Genomic DNA, 25676 nt, shown 5'->3' with positions numbered 1-25676 from the left:
CGTCGCGCCCAGCAGCAGCACCAGCATCAGCGGCGCCTTGGCGAACAGGCTGTGGATGCTGTCCTGCTCGAGTGCCGGCGTGCCGCCGACATACAGGTTCAGGCCCTTCGGCGGGTTCACCGCCCGCAGTTCAGCGATCTTCTTTTCGGCGTCATTCTTGTTGAGCAGGCCGTTCTGGATCACCCGCACCGAGCCGTCCTTGGGCACCGTGGTCCCGTTCGGGCCGGCGACGCAGGGGTTCCCGGCGATGGTCGGACACGGCCGTTCCTGCCAGGTCTTGTCGGTGAAACCGCCGATCGAGGAAATCCGGTTGCGGATGTCGGCGACCTGCTGGTCGGTCACCTTGCTGTGGTTGTCGCTCTGGATCACCACGGTCAGCTGCTCGGTGCGGTAGCCGGGGAACTGCTTGTCGAAGTGCTCCTGCGCCAGGCGCACGGGGTTGTCGGGCGGCAGGTACTTCTCGCTCATCCCGCCGAACGACAGGTTGCCCAGCGGGATGACCAGCAGGATCATGCCGACCGCGATCGGGATGGCGAACGCCAGCGGCTTTTTCATCACCCAGTTGACCAGCTTGCCCCAGAAGCCGGCCTCGACCTCTTCGCGCGTCTTGGTCTTCTGCAGCCGGTCGGCCAGCCAGTTCAGATAGGCCCGCGAGTACTTCCAGTTCCGCAGGAACGGCACCCGGAACGCGGTCCGAACGCCCAGCGCGTCGACGTGGCGGCCGAGGATGCCCAGGCAGGCCGGCAGGAAGGTGATCGACAGCAAGGCGGCGAGACCCACCGCGGCGAAGATCGCGTAGGTCAACGAGTGCACGAAGCCCTGCGGAAGCACCAGCAAGCTGGCGCTGGAGGCGATGATCAGCACCGCGGAGAAGGTCACGGTGCGCCCGGCCGTCATCACGGTTCTTCGCACCGCGGCCTCGGTGTCGTAGCCCTCGGCGATCTCCTCCCGGAACCGGCTCACCACGAATAGCCCGTAGTCGATCGCGATGCCCAGGCCGATCAGGGACACCACCGGCTGGGCGAAATAGTGCACGGGCCCGAACACGGCGACCAGCCGCAGGATGCCCAGCGAGCCGGCGATGCTCAGGCCGCCCACGATGGCCGGCAGGCCGGCGGCGACCGCGCCCCCGAAGACGAGGAACAGGACCACCGCCACCATCGGCACCGCAAGGACCTCCATGCGGCGCTGGTCGGTGGCGATGGTGCCCGTCAGGGCGTTGGCGATCGGCTCGAGACCGGCGAGTTGCACGGTGCCGCCGTTGAGCTTCTGCAGATCCGGGGCGATGGCCTTGTAGTTGTTGAGGATGCTGTCGTCGTCGTCACCCTTCAGCGGGATGGACACGAAGGTGTGCTTCCTGTCCTCGCTCACCATCCCCTTGATCACCGGGTTGGTGCTGTCGGGCGCCGCAAGCCAGCCGGCCCACCCGACGACCTGGTCGGGGTGATCGGTCTTGAACTTGTTGAGCTCGGCGACGAGCTTGTCCCGCCACGCCGCGTCATCGACCGTTTTTCCGTTGGGAGCGGTGAAGGTGGCCACCACGTGGCTGGTGCGGTCGCGGCCGTAGGTCTGGTCGCCCAGCACCGACGCCTTCACCGATTGGCTGCCGTCGTCGTAGAAGCCGCTCTGTGTAACATGCTTGCCCAGGCTGATTCCGAAGACGCCACCCAGCAGACACAGAGCTACCGTGACCCCGATCACGATGTACCGATACCGGTACACAGTTCGACCCCACCAGGCGAACACGCAAGCTCCTTACTGGATCGTTAACGACCCGCGCGGCATCTTTCGGTTTTTCAAGCCAGTGTCACACACGCGCGGTCAACAGCGCGGACAGCGGCCGGAACGGCTGCAGCCACGCTCCCTGGTCAGGCAGCGAATCTAGGCCGATCCGCGGCAACGGTTCCCGGAAGACACCAGCGATATCCTCCAGATCAACGAAGTCCAAGGTATCCGACGCTAGCGCCCAACTCGCATGTTCGCGAAATCCGATCACCTGGACGCTGACCCCGGTTCGGGCGATGTCCTCCAGCGGGTGGCGAAAAGCCTGACCGTCCGCGGAGGCCACCACCAGCGCCGCCAACCCCTCGGTGCGCCGCAGTTCGATGTGGGCCAGCATGTCGCGGTCGACGTCGCTGTCCTCGTCGATCTTCGGCTTGGCGAACACCGCGAACCCCACGTTACGGAGCGCGTCCACCCAGGGCCGGACGACGTCGGCGCTGCCCGGCGCGATGTTGGTGAAGACGGTGGCCTCGGGTTCCACCACGACGCCGGGGCGGGTGGCGCTGACCTCGGCCGTGCGCGCCAACAACCAGCGTCCCAGGGCGTCGAACCGCGGGCGCTCCAGAGCCGTCGGGCGCCGGCCCAGGATGGAGCCCAGGCCCATGTCGAGGTTGGGCGCGTCCCACACCAGCAACACGCGTCCCCCCGGGGGAGGGAAGTCGCCCAACGCGTCGCCGGTCAGCACCGCCGGCGGCGCGACGGGTTCGGCCCCCGCCGCGGTCTCTTCGGTCAGGCTCATGGTCATCGCCTACTCATCGTCTAAGCCAAATGAACTCGGTGACGGCGCTGCCCGCTTCTTGAGCCTTCGTCTCGTACTTGGTGGTCGGGCGCGTGACCGAGATCGCCAGCGCATCGTCGGGATCGGCCGGGCGCAGCCGGGGTTCGCCCGCGCCGACCTCGGCGATGTGCTCGGCGTAGCCGGCGTGGTCCGTCGCAACGTGCAGGACACCACCAGGGAGTAGCCGGTCGGCTATCAAGCCAATCGTGCCCGGCTGTAGGAACCTGCGTTTGTGGTGCCGCGCCTTCGGCCACGGGTCGGGGAAGAAGACGCGCACCCCGGTCAGCGACGCCGGCGCGATGAGGCGTTGCAGGACGTCGACGGCGTTGCCGCGGATCAGCCGGATGTTGCTCACCTTGTCGCGGTCGATCCCGCACAGCAGCTGCGCCAGCCCACGCCGGTAGACCTCCACCGCGACCACGTCGATGCCGGGCTCCTCCTTGGCCATCGCCAACGTGGATGTGCCGCTGCCGCAACCGATTTCGAGCACCACCGGCGCCTGGCGCCCGAACCAGGCGCGGGTATCCAGCGGGGGTTCGGGGTTTTCGGGTTCGTCGGCCGCGGCGCCTATCGACAGGCCGAGCTCGGGCCACCGGCGTTCCCAGGTCTGGCGCTGGGCATCGGACAGGGCCGCTCGCCGGGCCCGGAACGCCGTGGCGGGGAGGTAGCGCTGGTCGGGGCGGTCCGAGTCCCCCGAGGGCGTGTCAGCAGACATCGCCACCCCGCGCTGCGCATGCATTTGTCCATGGTGGCCTATAAACCTCGGATGTAGCCGCCCCTGGTCCGGATTGATACCCAACAGTTGCCTTGACCTGGTAACTGATTAACAGTGGCTCGCTTCTTCGTGACGCGGGTGCCACCATTCGGTGGGACCGCTCGGCCTCGGCGCAGCACGCAGTAGTTTCGACGCGGCCGGGACGCTGGTCATCCGGACCGAACAGGCGGGATATGAGGGGACAAGGACACCAGACTTTCGTCGGCGAGCTGGCGCGGTTTGCCGCCGGCCAGGTCGACCCACGCGTGGCGGCGATCGTGCAGCGCACCGCCGCACCGCTGCGCGTGGTTGTGGGCGGCCGCCGGGGGGTCGGCTGCCGCACCGTGCGCCGCGCGCTGGACGGCGCGGGACGCGCGGCGGGCATCGCGGTGGTGGACCCCGAGACCGATGGCGAGGCGGACGTGCTGGTCCGCGTGCTCGCGGAGGTGGTCAAGCCCGAGGACACCCAGGCGATCGGCCAGGCCGCAGCGGCCGGTCGCCCGGTGCTGGCGGTGCTGAACAAGGCCGATCTGGCGGGCTCGCTGTCCGGCCGGGGTGACGGGCCCGTCGCGGCGGCGCGCGCGAGGTGCACCGAGCTTTCGGCGCGCGTCGGCGTGCCGATGGAGCCGATGACCGGGCTGCTTGCGCTCACCGCGCTCGACGACCTGGACAGCACCCTGTGGACGGCGTTGTCGGCGCTCGCCGCCCACCCCGGCGCCACCGCCTGCTTCGAGGGCTCCTTCGCCGGATTCTTGGGCGCCGACGTTCCGGTGCCGACCGACGTGCGCCACCGCCTGCTGGAGACCCTCGACCTGTTCGGCACCGCGCTGGCGGTCGCCGCCTTCCGGCAGGGCCGGACCCCGGCCCAGGTGCTGACCCTGCTGCACCGGATGAGCGGCGTCGACGGCGTGCTGGCCAGGATCGGCGTGCTGGGCGCCGCGGCGCGCTATCAGCGGGTGCGCGACGCCGTCACCGAACTCGAGGCGCTGGCCGCCGGGGGCGGCGCGCTGGGCGAGCGCATCAGCGGGTTCCTGTCCCGCGACGACACCGTGGTCGCGCGGATGGCGGCCGCCGTGGACCTGGCCGAGGCGGCCGGGCTCGACCCGGGCGGCCACCCGGGTCGCGGCGCTCGTCGTGATCCGGCCGCGCACCTGCCGCGGGCGGTGCGCTGGCAGCGCTACAGCCGCGCCTCGGCCAGCGAATTGCATCGCGCGTGCGGCGCGGACATCGCCCGGGGATCGCTGCGGTTGTGGTCCCAGTCCTGCGCCTCGTTGCCGGGGGATTCCTGGTGAGCGGCGACGCGAGCGACGATCCCGTCGCCGCGGTGGACGCACTGGTGGCGGCCGCCGGGCCGGGGCTGGACCCGCCGGCCATTCAGCGCCGCGACGCCGTGCTGGTGACCGGCCCCTGGATGGCCGGGGTCACCGCGGTCGCCGATGCGCTGCGCAAGCGGCTCCCGCAGCACACGTTCGTCGAGTCGGCGGATCTGGGCCCGGGCGAGGTGCCGATCGCGGTGGTGTTCGTCGTGTCCGCGGCGGCAAACCTGACACCGTCCGACTGCACGCTGCTGGACGCCGCGACCGAGCACACCGACGCGATCGTCGGGGTGGTGTCCAAGATCGACGTGCACCTGAACTGGCGGGACATCGTCGCCGCGAACTGCGACGCGTTGGGGACGCATGCGGCGCGTTATGCCCGGGCGCCCTGGGTGGGCGCGGCGGCCCTGCCCGACCTGGGCGACCCAGACGTCGACGACCTGGTCGCGGCCGTCTCGGCGCAGCTCGACGACCCCGATCTGGCACGGCGAAACAGGTTGCGGGCGTGGGAATCCCGGCTGGAGACGATGGCGCGGCGGTTCGACCGCGAGGTCGAGGGGTCCGGCCGGCGGGCCCGGGTCGAGGCGCTGCGCGAAGAGCGCAGCACCGCCCTGCAACAGCGGCGCCAGGCCAAAAGCGAGCGCACCATCACGCTGCGCGGTCAGATCCAGCAGGCCCGGGTGGCGCTGTCGCACTCCGCGCGCAACCGGTGCGCGTCGGTGCGCACCGAACTGCAGGAGCACGCGGCGGGTTTGTCGCGGCGCAACATGCCGGGCTTCGAGACGGACGCCTACGAGGCGCTGGAGGAGGTGGTCGCCGAGGTCAGCCACGACACCGACCTGAAGCTCGCCGAGGTGGCGCAGGCGGTGCACGTGCCGATGGAACTGCCGCCGCTCGAGCAGCTGCCCAAGGTCGATGCGGCGCCGCCACCGCTGAAATCGCGCCGGCAGGAAACCTGGCTGATGGTGGTGCTGGGCGTCGGGTTCGGACTCGGGGTGGCGCTGACCTTGAGCCGGCTGATGAGCGGCGTGGCCTCGCGGCTGAACCCGGCGCTGGCCGTCGTCGCGGCCCTGGCGTGCGTGGCGATCTCGCTGGCGCTCACCTACATGGTGATCAACATCCGGGCGTTGCTGCATGACCGGTCGCTGCTGGACCGCTGGACGGGTGACGTGACGGCCGCGCTGCAGTCGGTCGTCGAGGAGCTGGTCGCCACCCGCGTGCTGGTCGCCGAGTCGGTGCTGAGCAAAGGGCTGCTGGCCCAGGACGAGGCCGAGAACGCTCAGGTGTCGGCCGCCGTCGGGGTCATCGAGGCCGAACTGCGCGAGCACGCCCTGGCCGCTGCGCGGGCCGCGGCGGCGCGGGATCGGGAGATGCCGGCGGTGACGGCCGCGCTGGCGGCGGTGCGTGCAGAACTGGGAGAACCGGGTATACGAGAGGACGAAAGTCACGCCGAAGAGGGTGGCGCTGACGACACCGAAAAACCCGTTTCGAGGAGCGAAGATGGCGATTCGTCGGGACCTTCTGAATCGTTGTTGTGAGAAGGCTTATACCTGCCCGAGACTCACCCGACAAGGTCCTCACGATAACCTGTAGTTAACGCCACCAATTCCTTAATTGTGTGGGCGAGAGCATAGCGAGCAGCACGAGCCCGATACGCAGAAGATCCAGGAGAGTTCGATGACCTCAGCGACCATTCCCGGTTTGGACACAGCACCCACGAATCACCAGGGCCTGCTGTCATGGGTGCAGGAGGTCGCCGAGCTCACCCAGCCCGACCGGGTGGTTTTCGCTGACGGCTCCGACGAGGAGTTCCACCGGCTGGCCGCCCAGCTGGTCGAGGCGGGCACGCTGAAGAAGCTAAACGAGAAGAAGCACCCCAACTCCTACCTGGCGCTGTCCGACCCGTCCGACGTGGCGCGGGTGGAGTCGCGGACCTACATCTGTTCCAAGCGTGAGATCGACGCCGGGCCGACCAACAATTGGATGGACCCGTCGGAGATGCGGTCCACGATGACCGAGCTGTACCGGGGCTGCATGCGCGGCCGGACCATGTGGGTGGTGCCGTTCTGCATGGGCCCGCTGGGCGCCGACGACCCGAAGCTGGGTGTGGAGATCACCGACTCGGAGTACGTCGTCATCTCGATGAAGGTGATGACCCGGATGGGCAAGGCCGCGCTGGAGAAGATCGGCGACGACGGGTTCTTCGTCAAGGCGCTGCACTCGGTGGGCGCACCGCTGGAGCCGGGGCAGAAGGACGTGCCGTGGCCGTGCAACGACACCAAGTACATCACCCACTTCCCGGAGACCCGGGAGATCTGGAGCTACGGCTCGGGTTACGGCGGCAACGCCCTGCTGGGCAAGAAGTGCTACTCGCTGCGCATCGCCTCGGCGATGGCCCACGACGAGGGCTGGCTCGCCGAGCACATGCTGATCCTCAAGCTCATCTCCCCGGAGAACAAGGCTTACTACTTCGCCGCGGCGTTCCCGTCGGCGTGCGGTAAGACCAACCTGGCGATGCTGCAGCCGACCATTCCAGGCTGGCGCGCCGAGACGCTCGGCGACGACATCGCCTGGATGCGGTTCGGCAAGGACGGCCGCCTGTACGCGGTCAACCCCGAGTTCGGTTTCTTCGGCGTCGCGCCGGGCACGAACTGGAAGTCCAACCCCAACGCCATGCGCACCATCGAGGGCGGCAACACCGTCTTCACCAACGTGGCGCTCACCGACGACAACGACGTCTGGTGGGAGGGCCTGGAGGGTGAGCCGCAGCACCTGATCGACTGGAAGGGCCGCGACTGGACGCCGGATTCCGGCGAGAAGGCCGCCCACCCCAACTCGCGCTACTGCACCCCGATGTCGCAGTGCCCCATCCTGGCGCCCGAGTGGGACGACCCGCAGGGCGTGCCGATCTCCGGCATCCTGTTCGGCGCCCGCCGCAAGACCACGGTCCCGCTGGTGACCCAGGCCCGCGACTGGCAGCACGGCGTGTTCATGGGGGCCACCATGGGCAGCGAGCAGACCGCCGCCGCCGAGGGCAAGGTCGGCACCGTGCGCCGCGACCCGATGGCCATGCTGCCGTTCCTGGGCTACCACGTCGGTGACTACTTCCAGCACTGGATCGACCTGGGCAAGAACTCCGACGAGTCCAAGCTGCCCAAGGTGTTCTTCGTCAACTGGTTCCGCCGCGACTCCGACGGCGGCTTCCTGTGGCCAGGCTTCGGCGAGAACAGCCGGGTGCTCAAGTGGATCGTGGACCGCATCGAGCATCAGGCCGGCGGCCAGGACACCCCGATCGGCATCGTGCCGACGGCCGACGATCTGGACCTCGACGGCCTGGACGTCGAGGGCGGCGACGTGGCCAAGGCGCTGGCGGTCGACCCGGCCGAATGGCGCGAGGAACTGCCCCTGATCGAGGAGTGGTTCGAGTTCGTCGGCGACAAGCTGCCCACCGGCGTCCGCGACGAGTTCGAGGCCCTCAAGCAGCGGCTGTCCGAAGCGGGCTGACCCACCCTCGGGCGCGGGCTGACCGATCAGCCCGCCAAACGCGAATCGGGGCTGGCCTTCTTTTCCGCGTACATCAGCTCGTCGGCGCGGGCCAGTAGTTCGTCCACGCCGGCGGTGTCGGAGACCGGTGCGCGCACCAGCCCGATGCTGGCCGACACCCGGTAGGGCCGATCCCCGGTCTTGTTGAAGTTCCCGAACGCTGCGGCGAGTCGCTCCTCGAGTGACGTTGTGCCGTCGCCGTTCTCGGTGACCATCACGCAGAATTCGTCGCCCCCGATGCGGGCCAGGATGTCGGACTCGCGGCGAATCGTCCGCAGCACATGGGCGACGTCCCTGAGCAGTTTGTCGCCCACCTCGTGGCCCTGCTCGTCGTTGACCTTCTTGAGGCCGTCGACGTCGAGGAAGGCGAGCACGCAGTTGTGGCCGAGGTGGTGGGCCCCACGGAGTTTCTGCTCGGCCAGCAGGTAGAAGCCGCGACGATTGTTCAGCCCGGTCAGCTCGTCGGTCACCGACAGCCGGCGGATCTCCTCGTTGGCGCGCTCCAGCGCGGCGGTGCGATCGCGCACCCGCTGTTCCAGTTCGGAGTACAGCTGGACGTTCTCCAAGGCGATCGAGGTCGAGTCGGCCAGGGCCTGCAGCAGGTGCACCTCGTGTTCGGACGGCTGATGCGGGGCGGCCCAGTAATTTCCGATCGCGCCGATCGGATCGAGCTTGCGGATCGGCACCATCACCAGGCTCTTGACGAAGGTGGGGCGGTACAAGGTGTGCGGGATGCGCGAGTCGTGGTAGATGTCCGGGATGACCGCCGCGTCGCGGTTGAGCATCGCCCACCCGCTGATGCAGGACCTGATCGGTAAGCGGCTGCCCTTCCACAGCGGGGCGATCGCATCCTCGTCGGCGTAGTAGCACCGGTCGTCGTCCCGCAGCACGAACGTGGCTCCGTCACACCCGGTGAGCTCCCGGGCCCGGGTGCGCACGATCCGCTGGATGTCGGGCAGGGTGCGCGCCAGCGAGAGCTCCTGAACCGCATGCACCAGGCGCTCCATGCCGTCGACGTAGTCGGACGGCGCGACCGCGGGGGCCGGCGGGGCAGCGGCGCATGCCGCGGGCTCGGATGCCTGCTCGGCGGTCATGCGCACCTCCGGTGCGAAGTGGCGTACCCGCCAAGGCTAACTTCCACGGCCAACGGCATTGTACTTAACTGCGTTATCGGCGGCGACTTTCCCGCGGGCGGCGGCCGGCGCCCAAAATGACCGGACGCGCGCATCGCGACGGCGCCGCGAGGGCGTCGGCCGGCGCCGCGAATCGCTTTGCTGGAGCGGGGGTGGCGCCGCGGCCGCCGACCACTTAACACCCGTCAAGTTTGGCGGCGGTACAGTCTGCGCATGCAGATCCGCCCGTATATCGGCGCCGACAAACCTGCTGTCATCCTGTACCCGTCCGGGACGGTCATCACCTTCGACGACCTCGAAGCGCGAGCCAATCGCCTGGCGCACCGGTTCCGCCAGGCGGGCCTGCGCGAGGGCGACACGGTCGCCATCCTGATGGAGAACAACGAGCACATCCACGCGGTGATGTGGGCGGCTCGTCGCAGCGGTTTGTACTACGTGCCGATCAACACCCACCTGACCGCGGCAGAGGCGGCCTACATCATCGACAACAGCAGCGCCAAAGCCATCATCGGCTCGGCGGCGCTGCGCGACACGCTTGCCGGCCTGGCCGAGCACCTCCCCGGCGGACTGCCCGAGCTGCTGCTGATCGCCGATGGCGACCTGCCGAATTGGGAGCGCTACCCGGAATGCGTTGCCGGACTGCCCGATACCCCGATCGCCGACGAGATCGAGGGCGACCTGCTGCAGTACTCGTCGGGCACCACCGGCCGGCCCAAGGGCATCAAACGCGAATTGCCGCACGTGCCACCGGCCGAGGCGCCCGGCATGATGTCGGCGCTGGTCAGTTTCTGGATGACGCCCGATTCGGTGTACCTCAGCCCGGCGCCGCTGTACCACACGGCGCCGTCGGTGTGGTCGATGAGCGCGCAGGCCGGCGGCATCACCACGGTCGTCATGGAGAAGTTCGACGCCGAAGGCTGCCTGGACGTCATCGCGCGCCACCGGGTCACGCACGGCCAATTCGTGCCGGCGATGTTCACCCGCATGCTGAAACTGCCTGAGCAGGTGCGTCATTCGTACGACCTGTCCAGCCTGCAGCGGGTGATGCACGCGGCGGCCCCGTGCCCGGTGGAGATCAAGAAGCAGATGATCGACTGGTGGGGGCCGATCATCGACGAGTACTACGCGTCCTCCGAGGCGCACGGATCGACGCTGATCACCGCCGAAGACTGGCTGGCCCATCCGGGCTCGGTCGGCAAACCCATGGGCGGCGCCGTGCACATTCTCGACGAGCACGGCAACGAGCTGCCGCCAGGACAGGCCGGCGAGATCTACTTCGAGGGTGGGTACTCGTTCGAATACCTCAACGACCCAACCAAAACCGCCTCATCGCGCGACAAGCACGGCTGGGCCACCGTCGGGGACATCGGCTACCTGGACGACGAGGGCTACCTGTACCTGACCGACCGGCGCCACCACATGATCATCTCCGGCGGGGTGAACATCTACCCGCAGGAAGCCGAGAACCTTCTGGTCACCCACCCGAAGGTGTTGGACGCCGCGGTGTTCGGGGTGCCCGACGACGAGATGGGCCAGCGGGTGGTGGCGGCCGTGCAGACCGTCGACGCGGCCGATGCCACCGACGAATTCGCCGACGAGCTGACCGCGTGGCTGCGAGACCGCTTGGCGCACTACAAATGCCCGCGATCGATCGCCTTCGAAGCGCAGCTGCCGCGCACCGACACCGGCAAGCTCTACAAGAATGGGCTGATCGAGAAGTACTCGGTGTGAGTCATGCTCCGGGTGGTCGACCTGTCGAGTGCGTCGCACGACGGCCCGGGGTCGCCGCCCGGGGTGATCGTCGCCGTCGGCTCGGCCGCTGACATCGATGCGGCCGAATCCTGGCTTGCGGCGGCAACTTTCACGCTGACCGAAGATCCCTGCGCCGACCGGCGGGTGGTCACCGTCGACTCGCTGTCGGCGACGGTGGACGAACTGACGGCACGCTGCGATCGGTGGCCGCACGCCAGTGGGGTCTGTGACGACGTCCTGCGCGCGGTGGACCCACTGGGCCCGACGCTGTCCGGAGTGACGACCGAGTCGTTGGCGTACTCGACCCTGCAGGCCGGCCCGGAGTTCGCGCGGTGGCTGAGTGAGCGGGGCCCGGCATGCGTCCCCGAGATCGCCGACCCGGTGCGGGTGACGCGCGACGGCAACGTCGTGCGCATCGCGTTCAACCGGCCCCAGCGGCACAACGCGTTCTCCACCGATGCGCGCGCGGCGCTGTTGGAGGCCCTGGCCGTCGCGCAGCTGGATCCGTCGGTCACCGGCGTCGTGTTGAGCGGCAACGGCCCGTCGTTCTGCAGCGGCGGCGACCTCGCCGAGTTCGGCACGTTCTCCGACCCGGCGAGTGCGCACCTGGCCCGTACCCGCTACAGCCCGGCCCTGGCGCTCGACGCGCTGGCGGCCAGGCTCGGCCGGGCGTGCCGGGCCGAGGTGCACGGCCGGGTGATGGGCAGCGGACTGGAGATGGCGGCGTTCTGCGGGTGGGTCACCGCCCGCGACGACGCGGTGTTCGGGCTACCCGAATTGGCGCTGGGACTGCTTCCCGGCGCCGGCGGCACAGTAAGCGTCACACGGCGGATAGGCCGTTGGCGCACAGCGTATCTCGTGTTGTCCGGGCGCACCGTCGGCGTGCCGACCGCGCTGGAATGGGGGTTGGTTGACGAGGTTCAGAAACTCGAATAGGTGGTGGTGGTCGTGGACGGGATGGACGACACGATCGCCGCGAACATGGCGAACCACAGCACCACACCGATCACCGCCGCGACGGCACCCACGACCGCGCCGATGATGGCCCACTTCTTGGCGTTGTTGGACGCCTCCTGGGCCTCGGCGTAGCGGCCCTGGGCCCACAGCCCGGACACCTTAGTGGAGTGGACGATGGACACGATTCCGAACGGCAGGCAGCACAGCACCGTGACCAGGATCGCCCAAACCAGATAATTCTCGGGCTCCTGCCATCCCGGCTGGGGTGCCGGCCATCCGGCCGGCGGAGGCTGGCCCTGCCACCCGGGCGGCTGCTGAGCCTGCCATTCCGGTTGCTGGCCTTGCCATTCCGGTCGCTGCCCCGGCCATTCTGGCGAACCTCCGGGCGGCACGGGAGGATAACTCATGGCGGCTGCCTTTCCCTGTGGTTCCCTCGGTTGGCGAACAGCTTTACTGCCGTTCCGGTTTGCCGGCCGGAGAAGTCAGGCAAATATACTCCCAAACTTTGCTCCGGTCCGTGAGATTTGCGGGCCGGATCAGATCCCGCCCCGCGTCACCAGCTGGCGGGCGATCACGTTGCGCTGGATCTCGTTGGTGCCTTCGCCGACGATCATCAGCGGCGCGTCCCGGAAGTAGCGTTCCACGTCGTATTCGGTGGAATAGCCGTAGCCGCCGTGGATTCGCACCGCGTTCAGCGCGATCTCCATGGCGACCTCGGAGGCGAACAGTTTGGCCATCCCGGCTTCCATGTCGCAGCGTTCGCCGCTGTCGTATCGCTCGGCGGCGTACCGGGTGAGCTGGCGGGCCGCGGTGAGTTTGGTCGCCATGTCGGCCAGGTAGTTGCCGATCGACTGGTGCTGCCAGATGGGTTGGCCGAAGCTCTCGCGCTGCTGGGCGTAGGCCAGCGCATCTTCGAGCGCGGCGGTGGCGACGCCCAAGGCGCGGGAGGCCACCTGGATGCGTCCGGTCTCGAGCCCCTTCATCATCTGTGAAAAGCCTTCGCCGGCAACGTCACCCAGTATCGCCGAGCGGGGCACCCGGAAGTCGTCGAACGAGAGCTCGCACGACTCGACGCCCTTGTAACCCAGCTTCGGCAGGTCCCGCGACACCGTAAGGCCCGGCCCGTGCTCGACGAGCACGATCGAGATGCCCTTGTGGCGGGGCGTGGCGTCTGGGTCGGTCTTGCATAGCAGCGCGATCAGCCCGGAACGGCGCGCGTTGCTGATCCAGGTCTTGGATCCGTTGATCACCAGGTGATCGGCGTCGCCGGGAGCCGCGGGAAGCGCGGTGGTGGTCATGTTCTGCAGATCCGAACCGCCGCCGGGTTCGGTCAGCGCCATAGTGGCGCGCACCTCGCCACTGGCCATCCGCGGCAGGTAGCTCCGCTTCTGCTCCTCGGTGCCGAACAGAGTCAGCAGCTTGGCCACCACGGTGTGGCCGCCCATCGCACCGGCCAGGCTCATCCAGCCGCGCGCCAATTCCTCGGTGACTCGCACGTAGCACGGCATGGAGACCGGCGACCCGCCGTATTCCTCCGGAACGGCCAGACCGTAGATCCCGATCCGCTTCATCTGCTCGATCCATGCCTCGGGGTAGGTGTTGGCGTGCTCGAACTCGCGGATGCTCGGTTTGACGCCGCGGTCGATGAACGCCCGCACCGTGGCGACCAGCATCTCTTCTTCGTCGTTCACCTGTGATCACCTAACCGATTGCGCCGAACGTCGACTTGATGGGCAAAACCGTACGAATTGACGTCAGCAAGTCGACGTTGGGGGTTTGATCCGAATTGACCCTTGATTCCACAGCCTGCCAGCATGGGGCGTTGTGACGAGTGACGGGTATGCGGCAATCCGCGAGGGCGGGCCGTACTTCGACGACCTCTCGGTGGGGCAGGTGTTCGACTGGGCGCCGTCGATGACGCTGTCGTCCGGGTTGGCGGGGGCCCATCAGGCGATCGTCGGCGACCGGCTGCGGTTGGCGCTGGACGCCGACCTGTGTGCGGCGGTGACGGGCCTGCCGGCGCCGCTGGCCCATCCGGGGCTGGTGTGCGACGTGGCGATCGGGCAGTCGACGCTGGTGACCCAGCGGGTCAAGGCCAACCTGTTCTATCGGGGCCTGGTGTTTCACCGTTTCCCGGTGATCGGTGATTCCCTCTACACCCGCACCGAAGTGGTTGGGCTGCGGGCGAATTCGCCCAAGCCGGGGCGGGCGCCGACGGGGCTGGCGGCGCTGCGGATGATCACCATCGACCAGGCCGATCAATTGGTGCTCGACTTCTACCGCTGCGGCATGCTGCCCGCCGGCCCGGATTGGCAGCCCGAGGACGGGCCGCACGACGATCTGTCCGGCATCGGCGCCGACGTGCCCGGCCCGGCCCACGATCCGACCGCGCAATGGGACGGCGAGGTGTTCCGCAACAAGGTGCCCGGTCCGCACTTCGACGCCGGCCTGGCGGGTTCGGTGCTACACAGCACCGCCGACGTGGTGAGCAGTGCACCCGAGCTCGCCCGGCTGACCTTGAATATCGCTGCCACACACCATGATTCGCGAGTCAGTGGGCGTCGGCTGGTGTACGGCGGGCATACCATCGGGCTGGCCTTGGCGCAGGCCGGCAGGTTACTGCCCAATCTGGTGACGGTGTTGAACTGGCAATCCTGCGATCACACCGGGCCGGTGCACGAGGGCGACACCCTCTACAGCGAACTGCACGTCGAATCGGCCGAGCCCACCGGGCACGGGGGCGTGCTGGGACTGCGTTCGCTGGTCTATGCGGTCAGCGACACCGCGGCCGAGCCGGACCGTCCGGTGCTGGACTGGCGGTTTCACGCGCTGCAGTTCTGAGGCCGACGTGCGCCACGCGCACAATGGGGACGTGAGCTCGGCCGCCACCAAATGGGGAAGTAGCGGGCTGGCCTATTTGACCGGCCTGCCCGACGGTCCCGCCGACTTCTCCCGCGCCAACCTGCTGACCCGCGCCGACGAGATCGCGGCGGCCATCGGCGACAGGCTGGGCGTCGGTGTCGATGCGCCGAGCGTGCTGACGGGGCGGGCGGCGTTGCTGGGCTTGAGCCGCGCCGGGCGGGTGTCACCGGGCGGCGCCACGCGGCTGCTCGCCGCCCGGGATGGCTGGTGCGCGCTGACTCTGTCGCGCGCCGACGACCTCGACGCCGTCCCGGCGCTGCTGCAGGCCGACGACATGCCCGCCGACCCGTGGCCGGTGTTGCAGCGCTGGGCGGGCACCCACCGGGTGGCCGAGATCGTCGAACGCGCGGGGCTGCTCGACATTCCGGTGGCGGGCCTGGGCGAGGCGGCGCCCGCGCCGCCGCGGATCCGCGTCCAGGGATCGCGGTTGGCGCCGCGCGGCCCGCAGGGGCTGCTGGTGGCCGACCTGTCCTCGATGTGGGCGGGTCCTTTGTGCGCGGGCCTGCTCGCGCGTGCCGGTGCGACCGTCGTCAAGGTCGAAAGCCCGCGACGTCCCGACGGCACCCGGGCCGGGAACCCGGCCTTTTTCGACTGGATCAACGGCCAAAAGCTCTGCTATGGAATCGATTTCGACACCCAGGCCGACGAACTGCGGGAACTGCTGGCCGCCAGCGACATCGTCATTGAGGGCTCGCGCCCCGCGACACTGGCGCGCCGGGGGCTCGGGCCCGAGGACGTCACGGCGCGCGCCGGCCGAATCTGGCTGCAAATCACCGGATACGACGGCCACAGACCGGGATTCGGCGACGACACCGCGGTGGCCGGCGGGCTGGTCGGCACCGGCGCCGACGGGCCGGTATTCTGCGGCGACGCCATCGCCGACCCGCTGACCGGGCTGGAGGCGGCCCTGGCGGTGGCCGAAGCCCTGGGCCGCGGCGGCGGCGAGTTGATCCGCATCTGCATGGCCGGGGTCGCCGCGACCTACGCGGCGCTACCGACCGGGCCCTCGGCATCGGGCGCACCCGTGTCGGCGCCGTCGGCCCCACCGGCCGCACCGCCGGCGTCCGGACTGGGCGCCGACAACGAGGCGGTGCGGCGCCTGGTCGACCAAAGGCGTTGCCTACCATGCTAATTCAGCGGGCCACCTTGCTGGACGGGAGGACAGCGGACATCCGGGTGGGCGCGCTGATCGAAGAGATCGCGCCGCCGGGTGAGGGCCTGGTGGCGCGCCCGGGGGAGGGCGTGCTGTACGCCCGCGGCGGCACCGTCCTGCCCGGCCTGCACGACCACCACGTGCACCTGCGCTCGGCGGCCTCGGCCCAGGATTCGTTTCTCGTCGGGCCGCCCGGGGTCAGCACCGAAACCGAGCTCACCCAATTGCTGACCAACGCCACACCGGGCCCCGACGGCTGGATTCGCGCTGTCGGCTACCACGATTCGGTGGCCGGAGAACTCGATCGGGGTGCGCTGGACGCCATCGTTCCCCACATTCCGGTGCGCATCCAGCACCGCAGCGGGGCGCTGTGGATCCTCAATTCCGAAGCGCTGGGCCGGGTCGGCCTGTCCGAGCATCCCGACGGTCGGCTGCGCAGCGCCGACCGCGGCTGGTCGCTGGCCCTGCAGCGGCGCGAAACCGATCTGGCCGAACTGAGCCGCCGGATCACCGCGACCGGTGTCACCGGCGTCACCGACGCCACCCCGGACCTGGACGCCGACGACATGGCGTCGCTGACGGAGGCGCACCGGCGAGGCGAGTTCCGGCCCCGGCTGAGCTTCCTGTCACCGGGCAAGAAGATCCTGCACGACGACAGCCTGGACCTCGAGGCGCTCACGGAATGGGTTACGCACCAGCACGATAGCGGTCGGCCCGTCGCCGTGCACTGCGTGACCGCCGCCCAGCTGGTGGTGACCATCGCGGCCCTGCGCGAGGCGGGCGGCCACCCGCGGGACCGCATCGAACACGCCGCGGTGGTGCCCGACGACAATCTGGCCGACCTCGCCGAGCTCGGGGTCACGGTGGTGACGCAGCCCAACTTCGTCGCCGAGCGTGGCGACCAATACCTCGCCGAGGTCCCCGCCGCCGAACACGATCAGCTATGGCGCGTCGCATCCCTGCGCAAGGCGCGGGTGCCGGTCGCGCTGTCCACCGACATGCCGTTCGGCCACGGCGATCCCTGGACGGCGATGCGCGCCGCGGTGCACCGCACCACGGTTCAGGGCGCCGTCCTGGGCCCGCGCGAATGCGTCTCGGCGCGAGAGGCTTTGACGATGTTCCTGGGCCGGGCCGATCAGCCGGGCCGGCCGCGCACCGTGGACATCGGGCAGCCGGGCGACCTGTGCGTGCTCAACGAACCGCCGCAGACGGCGCTGGCCGCCCTGGACGCCGGCCTGGTGGCGGCGACCGTCATCGGCGGTGAGCTGATCTACTTCGCGATGTGAGGTGCTGTCAGGTGGCCGGGCTGAGCGCGGCGCGCAGACTGTTGCATTGGCTGTCGAAAAACCGCCGCGACACTTGGGCTTTCGGCAACACCAGGTCGAAGCCGTGGAAGGCGCCCGGAATGGTTTCGACCTGGCACGGCACCCCCGCGGCGGTCAGGCGCTCGGCGTAGGCGAGGTCTTCGTCGTGGAACAGGTCGTGCGTGCCCACCCCGATCCAGGCCGGCGGCAATCCGCTGAGGTCGTCGCGGCGGCCGGGGACGGCCACCGCGGGGTCGGCGTTGCCGAGATAGGCCGCCCAGCCGAACTTGTTGCTGCGGTTGTCCCACAGCCGGTAGTGCGCCCGGGGTGCGGTGGCCGAGCTGCGGTCGTCGAGCATGGGATAGGTCAGCAGCTGAAATGCCGGGCTGAGCTCGGAACGGTCGCGGGCCAGCAGGGCCAGGGCCGCCGCGAGGCCGCCGCCGGCGCTGGCGCCGCCGATGGCGATGCGGTAGCGGTCCACCGAGGGCAGCCCGGCCAGCCAGGTCAGCGCCGAATAGCAGTCTTCCAGCGGCGTGGGATACGGATGTTCGGGCGCCAGGCGGTATTCCACCGATGCGACGGTGATGCCCAGCCGCCTGCTGAAGCCGCTGCAGAGCTGGTCATCCTGCTGGGCGGTGCCGATCACGTATCCGCCGCCGTGGATCCACAACAGCGCGGGCGTGGTTTCGGTGACCCCGGCGGGCCGGAACAGCCGAACGCCGGCCCCCGAATCCAGGGTGACCACCTCGACCCCGGCCACGGGCTTGCCGAGGCGTCCCCGCCACGCGATCCCCGCCCGCATGAGCGGCAGGGTCCGGGGACCCACGAGCCGGCGTGGGGCGATGCGGACAAATCGTTGCAGGTCAGGATGAACATCGTTGTTCGTCACCGCATCAGTATCACCGACGCGGAAAATCATCAGGACGGCTGTGTGGCATCTGCCGCGCACGATTGGACGTCAGGAGGCAGCGTGACCGCCAATAACCCCCGGCTGGCTTCGCGGTTCGTCGACACGGTTCTCGGAACGCTGCACGTCCAGGTCAGCGCGGGCACCGGGCCCGCGGTCCTGATGTGGCCCAGCCTGTTGATGACGGGCGACCTGTGGGCCGGCCAGGCCGCGCGCTTCGGCGACAGCCATCGGCTGGTGCTCATCGATCCGCCCGGCCACGGCGGCAGTGCGCCGCTGCGCGCGATGTTCGACTTCACCGATTGCGCCCGCTGCGTCGTCGAGTTGCTGGACGGGCTCGACCTCGACAGGGCCCACTTCGTCGGCAACTCATGGGGCGGCATGATCGGCGGCACCTTCGCCGCCCGCTACCCCGACCGCCTCGACCGCGCGGTGCTGATGAATTGCACGGCCTCTAAAGCCCCTGTCGCGCAAAAGATTCAGTACGCCGCCATGCTCCGGTTGGCGAGGTTGCTGGGCGGCATCCGGCCGCCGCTGACCCGCTCGGCCGTCCGCGCCTTCTTGGGCCCGACGACGCTGCGCACCCGCCCGGACGTGGTGGCGACCGTGCAGGCAGCCGTGCAGTCGGTGAACACCGATTCGGTGCGCTGGGCGGTGCGCAGCGTGGTGTCCGCCCGGCCCGACCAGCACGCCCTGCTGGCCGGGGTCACCGCCCCGGTGCTGGTGGTCGCCGGCGCGGAAGACGCCACCTTCCCGGTGGCAGAAACCCGCGCCATGGCCGACTCGATCCCCGGCGCGTCCTTCGCCGTGCTCGACCGGGTCGCGCACCTGGCGGCGCTCGAAGAGCCCGCGCGGGTCAACGAGCTGCTGGACGCATTCTTGTTCGGACACCGACGGTGAGGCAGCGGTAGTCGCCCGGACAATCAACCGAAATACCTCCGAAACACGCCCCACGTAGCTTCGGCAGCGAAGGGCCGATCGGGAGGCGACATGAAAGGTCTACATTGCGGGGCCGGCCGGATCCGTGGCGCCCCCACAGCGAAGCGGTGATCGCCGATGGCGTCGGCGCCGACGAAAACACACTGCCCTTACTGCTCCCTGCAGTGCGGGATCACCCTGGACACCTCGGGGGGTCAGGTGGCGCTCGCGCCACAAAACGACTTTCCGACCAATCGTGGCGGGTTGTGCGCCAAAGGCTGGACGGCCGCTGACCTGCTGGGCCATCCGGAACGTCTGACGCGCCCACTGGTTCGCGACGGACGCGGCTCACCGCTGCGCCCCGCCACCTGGAACGAGGCACTCGAAAAAGTCGTCGCGGCATTCCAAGACGCTCAGCGCCGGCACGGGCCGGACGCCGCGGGCTGCTTCGGCGGTGGCGGCCTGACCAACGAGAAGGCTTATCAGCTGGGCAAGTTCGCGCGCGTGGCGCTGTGCACCTCGGCGATCGACTACAACGGCCGCTTCTGCATGTCGTCTGCGGCCGCCGCAACGAACCGATCGTTCGGTATCGACCGGGGACTGCCGTTCCCACTGGCTGACATCGCCGGAGCCGACGTGGTCCTGCTGGTCGGCAGCAATCCCGCCGAGACGATGCCGCCGGCGATGCAGTTCTTCGAACAGGGACGGGCACGGGGTGCCAAGCACATCGTGGTGGATCCTCGGCGCACTTTGACCGCTGCTCGTGCCGACCTGCACCTGCAACCGGTCCCGGGCACGGACTTGGCCCTGGCCAACGGCATGCTCAATGTCGTTGCCCGCGAGGGTCTTATCGACGAGAAATACGTCTGCGAACGCACCACGGGATTCGAGGCGGTGCGCCGCGCCGTGCGCCTGTACTGGCCGGACCGGGTGGAGCGCATCACCGGCGTGCCCGAGAACGACATCGTGGCGGCGGCCCGGCTGCTCGCCAACGCCGGTCGCGCGATGATCCTCACCGCTCGGGGGGCCGAGCAGCACAGTTCCGGCACCGACACGGCGCAGGCGTTCATCAATCTCGCCCTGGCACTGGGGCTGCCAGGCCGTCAATACAGCGGTTTCGCCACCATCACGGGACAGGGCAATGGGCAGGGCGGTCGCGAACACGGGCAGAAGTGCGACCAGCTACCTGGTTATCGCAAGCTGGACGATCCTGTCGCTCGGGCCCACGTGGCGCAGGTATGGGGCATCAACCCCGCCGACCTGCCGTCCTCGGGCCGGTCGGCATACGAGATGCTCAGCGGCATCGGCAATCCCGGTGGCGTACGGGCGTTGTGGGTGCTGGCGTCCAACATCGCGGTGTCCGCACCGAACTCGACGTACGTCGCCGAAAAGCTGGCGGAGCTGGACTTTCTCGTGGTGTCTGACATTTTCCTGTCCGAGACCGCCGCGCTGGCCGACGTGGTGCTGCCCACCACGCAGTGGGCTGAGGAGTCGGGCACCATGACGAACCTGGAAGGGCGGGTGATCCTGCGCCGGGCGGCGGTTTCGCCGCCCGGGGAGGTGCGCTCCGATCTGGACGTGATGACCGATCTGGCAAAACGACTGGGGGCACAAGGCTTTTCGGCCGAACCCCAGGAGGTGTTCGAGGAACTGCGTCGGGCAAGTCAGGGCGGTAAGGCCGACTACAGAGGAATCAGCTATGAACGGATCGAGGCCCACGACGGGGTGTTCTGGCCTTGCCCGTCAGCGCTGTACCCCGACACGCCGCGACTGTTCGTCGAGGACTTCCCCACGCCCGACCGCAGGGCCCGCTTCCACGCGACCGAACAACGCGCCGCCGCCGAACTGCCCGATGACGACTACCCGTACTACCTGACGACCGGGCGAGTGTTGCGCCAATACCAATCCGGGACCCAAACCCGGCGCGTGGCAAAACTTTCCGATGACGAATCCGAACCGGTGGCCGAGTTGCATCCCGCACTGGGTCGACGGATCGGAATCGCTGACGGCGACAAGGTCCGCCTCAGCACGCGCCGGGGTGAGGTCGTGATGAGAGCCCGCCTGGACGACAGCATTCGGCCCGACACCGTCTTCGCACCGTTTCACTGGGGCGGCGCGGGATGTATCAACCGGCTGACCAATCCGGCGCTCGACCCGCAGTCCCGCATGCCGTCGTTCAAGGTATGTGCGGTCGCCGTGTCCGCAATTCACGCCGGGCCGATCGTTTCCAGGGAAGGAGATTGACACATATGGGTGACGGCAGCACGCCCCGATTCCTGCAGGGCGCCTTCGCGTTCGACGGCAAGGGCTACGACGCCCCGGTGCCGCTCGACGCGTCGATGCGCTACCTGGTGCCGGCGGGCGCGATCGCCCAGCCGGTGTATTTCCGCGGCGGCAACAGCACTGAGGAGCTGATCACCGTCGTGGTGATGCGCGACGGCGCCCCGATGCGCTACTTCCCGATCGGCGCCAAAGCCGCCGTACACGTGCCGCTGCGGGTCGTCGAAGACCTGCTCGCCGACACCGTTCTCGAGGTTTTCCTCGCCGCACCGGACGGGCTGAGCGGCACGGTGTTCGTCGACATCGGCCTGGTCGAAATCTAGCCCCCGCGAGGATCATTCATGACCACACTCGTTCAATGCGAAACCAACGGCCACCGTCCGCCGACCCGGGCCGCCCTGGTGGTGGTCGGTAACGGCATGGCGGGAGCGCGGGCGCTCGAGGAGATCATCGCGCGCGGCGGCAGTGAGCGGTTCTCCATCACCGTGTTCGGCGACGAACCGTACGGTAACTACAACCGGATCTTGCTCTCCAACGTGCTGGCCGGCTCCGACGATGCGCGTGAAATCTATCTCAATCCGCTGGACTGGTACGGTGACAATGACATTGACCTGCGAGCGGGAGTGCGGGTGGTGCGCGTGGACCCCTTTGCGCACCTGGTGCACGCCGACGACGGCAGCACCGTGCGCTACGACAAGCTGATCCTGGCCACCGGCAGCAGGTCGTTCTTCCCGCCGGTGGCCGGCATCTGGTCGGACGACAAGACTCTCGCCCCCGGCGTCTTCGGCTTTCGCACACTCGACGACTGCGCAGGCATGATCGGCTTCGCCGACGGGCGAAGCCGGGCGGCCGTGATCGGTGGCGGTCTCTTGGGTCTGGAGGCCGCCCGAGGCCTGCAGAACCGGGGACTGCAGGTGGGCGTCGTACAGGGCGGTCCGACGTTGATGAACGCTCAACTCGACGATCAAGGGAGCGGCATCCTGCGGCGGCTGGTCGAGGCGCTGGGAATCGAGGTGTACACGGGCAAGAGAACCACCAGGATGCTCACTCGAGACGGGTCACCGTCGGCGATCGAGTTCGACGACGGCAGCCGGCTGCCGTGCGACATGGTGGTGATGGCGGCAGGCATCCGGCCGAATGTCGGGTTGGCGGTGCGCGCCGGTTTGACCGTCGAACGCGCCATCGTCGTCGACGATCACCTGCGCTCGGTCGATGACGGCGACATCTACGTGGTAGGCGAATGCGCACAGCACCGCGGCCAGGTCTACGGCCTGGTGGCGCCGCTGTGGGAGCAGGCCACCGTGCTTGCCGATCATTTGACGGGCGTCAATCCCCGTGCGGCATACCATGGTTCGCGCACGGCAACCAAGCTCAAGGTTGCCGGTGTGGACGTGGCGGCAATGGGCATCAAGAGCCCCGAACGCGACGACGACGAATTCGTGCAGTACTCCGAGCCGCGGCGGGGTGTGTACAAGACCGTTGTGGTGCGTGACGACAAATTGGTCGGGGCGACGCTGGTCGGCGATGTCAGCAAGGTGGCGTTTCTGATGCAGGCCTTCGACCGCGGCCTCCCGCTACCGCCCGAGCGCGTCTCGCTGATGTTCGACATCGGCGGTGCTCCGGACCCAGCCACCGGGGCGGCCGAATTGTCCGACGACGCTCAAGTATGCAACTGCAACGGGGTCGACAAGTCCGCGATCGTGCGGTGCGTGAGAGACGGGCAGACGTCACTCGAGGGGGTGATGTCGGCGACCCGCGCCGGCAAAGGATGCGGGTCCTGCAAGGGCCTGGTCGCGCAGCTCGTCGAGTGGGCGGCGTCGGAAGCCGGCGCCGCGATTTCGCACGACGCCGCGGCCAATTGGTACGTGCCGGGGATCCCTTACGAGAAGCCGGAGCTGATGCGCAGGATCCGCGAGCTCGAACTGCACTCGGTGTCATCTGTTTTCGCCGCGCTGGCGCCGGAGGGCCGCGAGGACGCCGGATCCAAAATGGCGTTGTCCTCGCTGCTGCACATGATGTGGGGCGACGAATTCGTCGACGAGCGCGACGGCCGGTTCATCAACGACCGGGTGCACGGCAACATTCAGCGGGACGGAACGTTCTCCGTGGTGCCCCAACTCAAGGGCGGGGTGACCAGCGCCGAGCAACTGCGCAAGATCGCGGACGTCGCCGACAAGTACCGCATTCCGATGATCAAGCTCACGGGCGGCCAGCGCATCGATCTGCTGGGCGTGCGCAAGGAAGACCTCCCGCTGGTGTGGGCTGACCTCGGCATGCCGTCCGGGTATGCATACGGCAAAAGCTTCCGCACCGTCAAAACCTGTGTGGGAAGCGACTTTTGCCGCTACGGCCTGGGTGATTCGACTGCGCTGGGGATTGCGATCGAGGAGCGCTTCCAAGGCATACCCAGCCCCGGCAAGATGAAGCTCGCGGTGACCGGGTGCCCCCGCAACTGCGCCGAAGCGCTGTGTAAGGACGTCGGCGTGGTCGCAATCGAAGGCGGGCAGTGGCAGATCTACGTCGGCGGCGCCGCCGGCGCACACGTGCGCAAGGGCGACCTGTTGACCACCGTCGGCACCCCGGCCGAGGTGATTGCGCTGACCGGGCGGTTCCTGCAGTACTACCGCGAAAACGCCAACTGGTTGGAGCGCAGCTACGACTTCGTCCCGCGGGTGGGCATCGACCGGATTCGGAACATCGTGGTCTTCGACAGCGACGGCATCGCCGCCGACCTGGATGCCCGCATGCAGAAGTCGGTCGACTCGTACCGAGATCCGTGGACCGATGGCCGAGAAGCCGCGAATGCCAGCCAATTTCGCTCGTCGTTGCCGCTGATCCCGCTGCCCCGGGTGCCGGTGCGATGAGTGATGTCAACCTGGGACCGGTGGATCAGATCCCGGTCGGAGAGGGCCGAACCTTTGTCGTCGACGGCCGGCAGATCGCGGTGTTCCGGTGCCGGGACGGCTCGCTGCGTGCGCTTGACGCCGTGTGCCCGCATCGCGGCGGTCCGCTGGCAGACGGGCTCATGGACGCCGACGTCGTCATTTGCCCGCTGCACGGCTTCACCTACGACCTGGCATCGGGATGCGAGGTCGCCAACGGCGGAGCGCCAGTCACCGCCTATCCCGTTCACGCCGACGACGGGTCGGTTCACCTGCGGGTCGATGGGAAAGTCCACGCCTGATCACTGAACCATTTCGGTTCCGGCCCCGTGCACCAGTGCGGTGGATTAACCGAGCCACGATCGGGGTATCGGAGCAGTGCTGGCGCACGGGCTTGCCGTCAGCTTGTTGGGGTTTGCCGGCGCGTCGCCGCAACGTCCCGCAGGGACGGGAGCGTCGGCGCGCCGCCCGATCGGCCAGGACGCGAGGACGTGAAATGCTTGGGCAACTTTACGATCGGGCACTTGGCGGGGAGCGATGTTGGATCCGTCATGACGACGGCGAACTGCGGCCACTGCCGGCGCACCGATGGTTGGGTGCCCGATGTCCCGGTGATGGATCTGGTGACGCCTTCGACGAAATCTTCGACGAAGCCGTCACGCAGATGTGCACCGGGCCGACAATCGAGCTGGGTTGCGGTCCGGGCCGGTTGGTGGCGAGGCTGATTCAGCGGGGCATCCCCGCACTGGGCATCGACCGGTCCGCGACCGCCATCCAGCTGGCGGGTCGCGGTGGTGCACCGGCACTGCTGGGCGACGTGTTCGAGCCGCTGCCGGGAACGGGCCTGTGGCAGACGGTTTTATTGGTCGACGGCAACGTCGGGCTCGGCGGGGATCCGCGACGAATCCTCGGGCGGGCCTTCGAGCTGCTGGCCCGCGGCGGGCGTTGCGTGGCCGAGTTCGAGGCCGAGGCCATCGGGATCTGTTCGCGCTGGGTGCGTCTGGAGTCGGCGGGGGAGGTCGGCCCCTGGTTTCGCTGGGCGTCCGTGGGGGTGGACAGCGCCGCCGCGCTGGCCACGCAGGTGGGGCTGACGCTGACCGGCGTCAGCCTTGTCGGTGGCCGGGTCATCGCCGACCTGGTGGCCGGGTAAGCGTGTCGTACACAGCAAAATTCGGCGAACGCAGCGAACAATTAAAAGCTGTTCAAACAGCGTAAATATCGTGGTCAGCGAGCACGCCCGGCAAAGCGGTTCCAGCACGGCGCCCCGTTCTGTGGAAACGTCAGTTTGCGAAACG

Annotated in this window: 21 protein-coding genes; 14 read left to right on the top strand and 7 right to left on the bottom strand. The window is 68.7% G+C overall.

The annotated features are described in order from the left end of the window. The 3 genes from A5624_RS11175 to trmB all read right to left on the bottom strand — a co-directional run. The coding region (locus A5624_RS11175; RefSeq protein ID WP_156748977.1) for an MMPL family transporter at nucleotides 1-1746 on the bottom strand (1746 nt) is incomplete at its 3' end. A gap of 61 nt (nucleotides 1747-1807) precedes the next feature. Next, nucleotides 1808-2521 (bottom strand): NYN domain-containing protein, encoded by a 714-nt coding sequence (locus A5624_RS11170; protein ID WP_066866063.1) that lies wholly within the window; start codon nucleotides 2519-2521, stop codon nucleotides 1808-1810. Between the two features lie 13 nt (nucleotides 2522-2534). Then, nucleotides 2535-3317, bottom strand: coding sequence for a tRNA (guanosine(46)-N7)-methyltransferase TrmB (gene trmB, locus A5624_RS11165; RefSeq protein WP_197507928.1), 783 nt, complete (start codon nucleotides 3315-3317; stop codon nucleotides 2535-2537). 191 nt (nucleotides 3318-3508) lie between these two features. On the opposite strand from trmB, the gene A5624_RS11160 reads away from it, so the two are divergent. The 3 genes from A5624_RS11160 to A5624_RS11150 all read left to right on the top strand — a co-directional run bounded on the left by A5624_RS11160 (nucleotide 3509) and on the right by A5624_RS11150 (nucleotide 8134). Further along, nucleotides 3509-4606: a hypothetical protein gene (locus tag A5624_RS11160; protein WP_066866053.1), complete on the top strand. Its 1098-nt coding sequence runs from the start codon at nucleotides 3509-3511 to the stop codon at nucleotides 4604-4606. Further along, a complete protein-coding gene (locus A5624_RS11155) occupies nucleotides 4603-6168 on the top strand; it encodes a hypothetical protein (protein ID WP_197518944.1) in 1566 nt (521 codons plus the stop codon). Before A5624_RS11160 ends, A5624_RS11155 begins: the two co-directional genes overlap by 4 nt. A 139-nt stretch (nucleotides 6169-6307) precedes the next feature. Further along, nucleotides 6308-8134, top strand: coding sequence for a phosphoenolpyruvate carboxykinase (GTP) (locus A5624_RS11150; RefSeq protein ID WP_066866049.1), 1827 nt, complete (start codon nucleotides 6308-6310; stop codon nucleotides 8132-8134). Between the two features lie 26 nt (nucleotides 8135-8160). On the opposite strand, the gene A5624_RS11145 is transcribed toward A5624_RS11150, so the two are convergent. Then, a complete protein-coding gene (locus A5624_RS11145) occupies nucleotides 8161-9267 on the bottom strand; it encodes a sensor domain-containing diguanylate cyclase (protein WP_066866047.1) in 1107 nt (368 codons plus the stop codon). 252 nt (nucleotides 9268-9519) lie between these two features. On the opposite strand from A5624_RS11145, the gene fadD4 reads away from it, so the two are divergent. Both fadD4 and A5624_RS11135 read left to right on the top strand, forming a co-directional pair. Beyond that, on the top strand, nucleotides 9520-11037 hold the full coding sequence (fadD4, locus tag A5624_RS11140) for a fatty-acid--CoA ligase FadD4 (protein WP_066866045.1): 1518 nt from the start codon (nucleotides 9520-9522) through the stop codon (nucleotides 11035-11037). A gap of 3 nt (nucleotides 11038-11040) precedes the next feature. Then, nucleotides 11041-11994 (top strand): enoyl-CoA hydratase/isomerase family protein, encoded by a 954-nt coding sequence (locus tag A5624_RS11135; RefSeq protein WP_066866043.1) that lies wholly within the window; start codon nucleotides 11041-11043, stop codon nucleotides 11992-11994. On the opposite strand, the gene A5624_RS11130 is transcribed toward A5624_RS11135, so the two are convergent. Together A5624_RS11130 and A5624_RS11125 are read right to left on the bottom strand one after the other, a co-directional pair. Then, complete coding sequence (locus A5624_RS11130) at nucleotides 11979-12422, bottom strand: CD225/dispanin family protein (protein ID WP_066866041.1); 444 nt, start codon at nucleotides 12420-12422, stop codon at nucleotides 11979-11981. The two genes, A5624_RS11135 and A5624_RS11130, sit on opposite strands and share 16 nt — an antisense overlap. Nucleotides 12423-12551: 129 nt before the next feature. After that, nucleotides 12552-13706: an acyl-CoA dehydrogenase family protein gene (locus A5624_RS11125; RefSeq protein WP_066866039.1), complete on the bottom strand. Its 1155-nt coding sequence runs from the start codon at nucleotides 13704-13706 to the stop codon at nucleotides 12552-12554. Nucleotides 13707-13839: 133 nt separating this feature from the next. Here A5624_RS11125 and A5624_RS11120 point away from each other — a divergent pair, with 133 nt between their 5' ends. The 3 genes from A5624_RS11120 to A5624_RS11110 are packed head-to-tail and all read left to right on the top strand — an operon-like array spanning nucleotide 13840 to nucleotide 17376. Then, complete coding sequence (locus A5624_RS11120) at nucleotides 13840-14856, top strand: MaoC family dehydratase (RefSeq protein WP_066866037.1); 1017 nt, start codon at nucleotides 13840-13842, stop codon at nucleotides 14854-14856. A gap of 31 nt (nucleotides 14857-14887) precedes the next feature. Then, nucleotides 14888-16069, top strand: a complete 1182-nt coding sequence (locus A5624_RS11115; protein ID WP_066866034.1) for a CoA transferase — start codon at nucleotides 14888-14890, stop codon at nucleotides 16067-16069. Next, nucleotides 16063-17376, top strand: coding sequence for an amidohydrolase family protein (locus tag A5624_RS11110; protein ID WP_066866032.1), 1314 nt, complete (start codon nucleotides 16063-16065; stop codon nucleotides 17374-17376). Before A5624_RS11115 ends, A5624_RS11110 begins: the two co-directional genes overlap by 7 nt. Before the next feature lie 7 nt (nucleotides 17377-17383). On the opposite strand, the gene A5624_RS11105 is transcribed toward A5624_RS11110, so the two are convergent. Further along, nucleotides 17384-18283, bottom strand: coding sequence for an alpha/beta hydrolase (locus tag A5624_RS11105; protein ID WP_066866061.1), 900 nt, complete (start codon nucleotides 18281-18283; stop codon nucleotides 17384-17386). A gap of 180 nt (nucleotides 18284-18463) precedes the next feature. Between A5624_RS11105 and A5624_RS11100 the strand changes: the two genes are divergently transcribed. From A5624_RS11100 to A5624_RS11075, 6 genes are all read left to right on the top strand, one after another. Then, on the top strand, nucleotides 18464-19201 hold the full coding sequence (locus tag A5624_RS11100; protein ID WP_066866059.1) for an alpha/beta fold hydrolase: 738 nt from the start codon (nucleotides 18464-18466) through the stop codon (nucleotides 19199-19201). 156 nt (nucleotides 19202-19357) lie between these two features. Beyond that, nucleotides 19358-21463, top strand: coding sequence for a molybdopterin oxidoreductase family protein (locus tag A5624_RS11095; protein WP_066866030.1), 2106 nt, complete (start codon nucleotides 19358-19360; stop codon nucleotides 21461-21463). A gap of 5 nt (nucleotides 21464-21468) precedes the next feature. Next, nucleotides 21469-21822 carry a molybdopterin oxidoreductase gene (locus A5624_RS28570; RefSeq protein WP_066866029.1) on the top strand — a complete coding sequence of 118 codons (354 nt, stop codon included), beginning with the start codon at nucleotides 21469-21471 and terminating at the stop codon, nucleotides 21820-21822. Nucleotides 21823-21840: 18 nt separating this feature from the next. Then, nucleotides 21841-24363: a nitrite reductase large subunit NirB gene (gene nirB, locus A5624_RS11085; RefSeq protein WP_066866027.1), complete on the top strand. Its 2523-nt coding sequence runs from the start codon at nucleotides 21841-21843 to the stop codon at nucleotides 24361-24363. Then, nucleotides 24360-24683, top strand: coding sequence for a Rieske 2Fe-2S domain-containing protein (locus A5624_RS11080; RefSeq protein WP_066866025.1), 324 nt, complete (start codon nucleotides 24360-24362; stop codon nucleotides 24681-24683). The genes nirB and A5624_RS11080 overlap by 4 nt, the downstream gene beginning before the upstream one ends. 194 nt (nucleotides 24684-24877) lie before the next feature. Continuing rightward, entirely contained in the window at nucleotides 24878-25531 is a 654-nt protein-coding gene (locus A5624_RS11075) for an SAM-dependent methyltransferase (protein WP_066866023.1), read from the top strand. Nucleotides 25532-25676: the final 145 nt, after the last annotated feature.

The organism is Mycobacterium sp. 1482292.6 (genome assembly GCF_001672995.1).
GTDB lineage: Bacteria > Actinomycetota > Actinomycetes > Mycobacteriales > Mycobacteriaceae > Mycobacterium > Mycobacterium europaeum_A.
The sequence above is the reverse complement of the archived record's forward strand: the minus strand, read 5'-3'. Positions and strand labels throughout refer to the sequence as shown.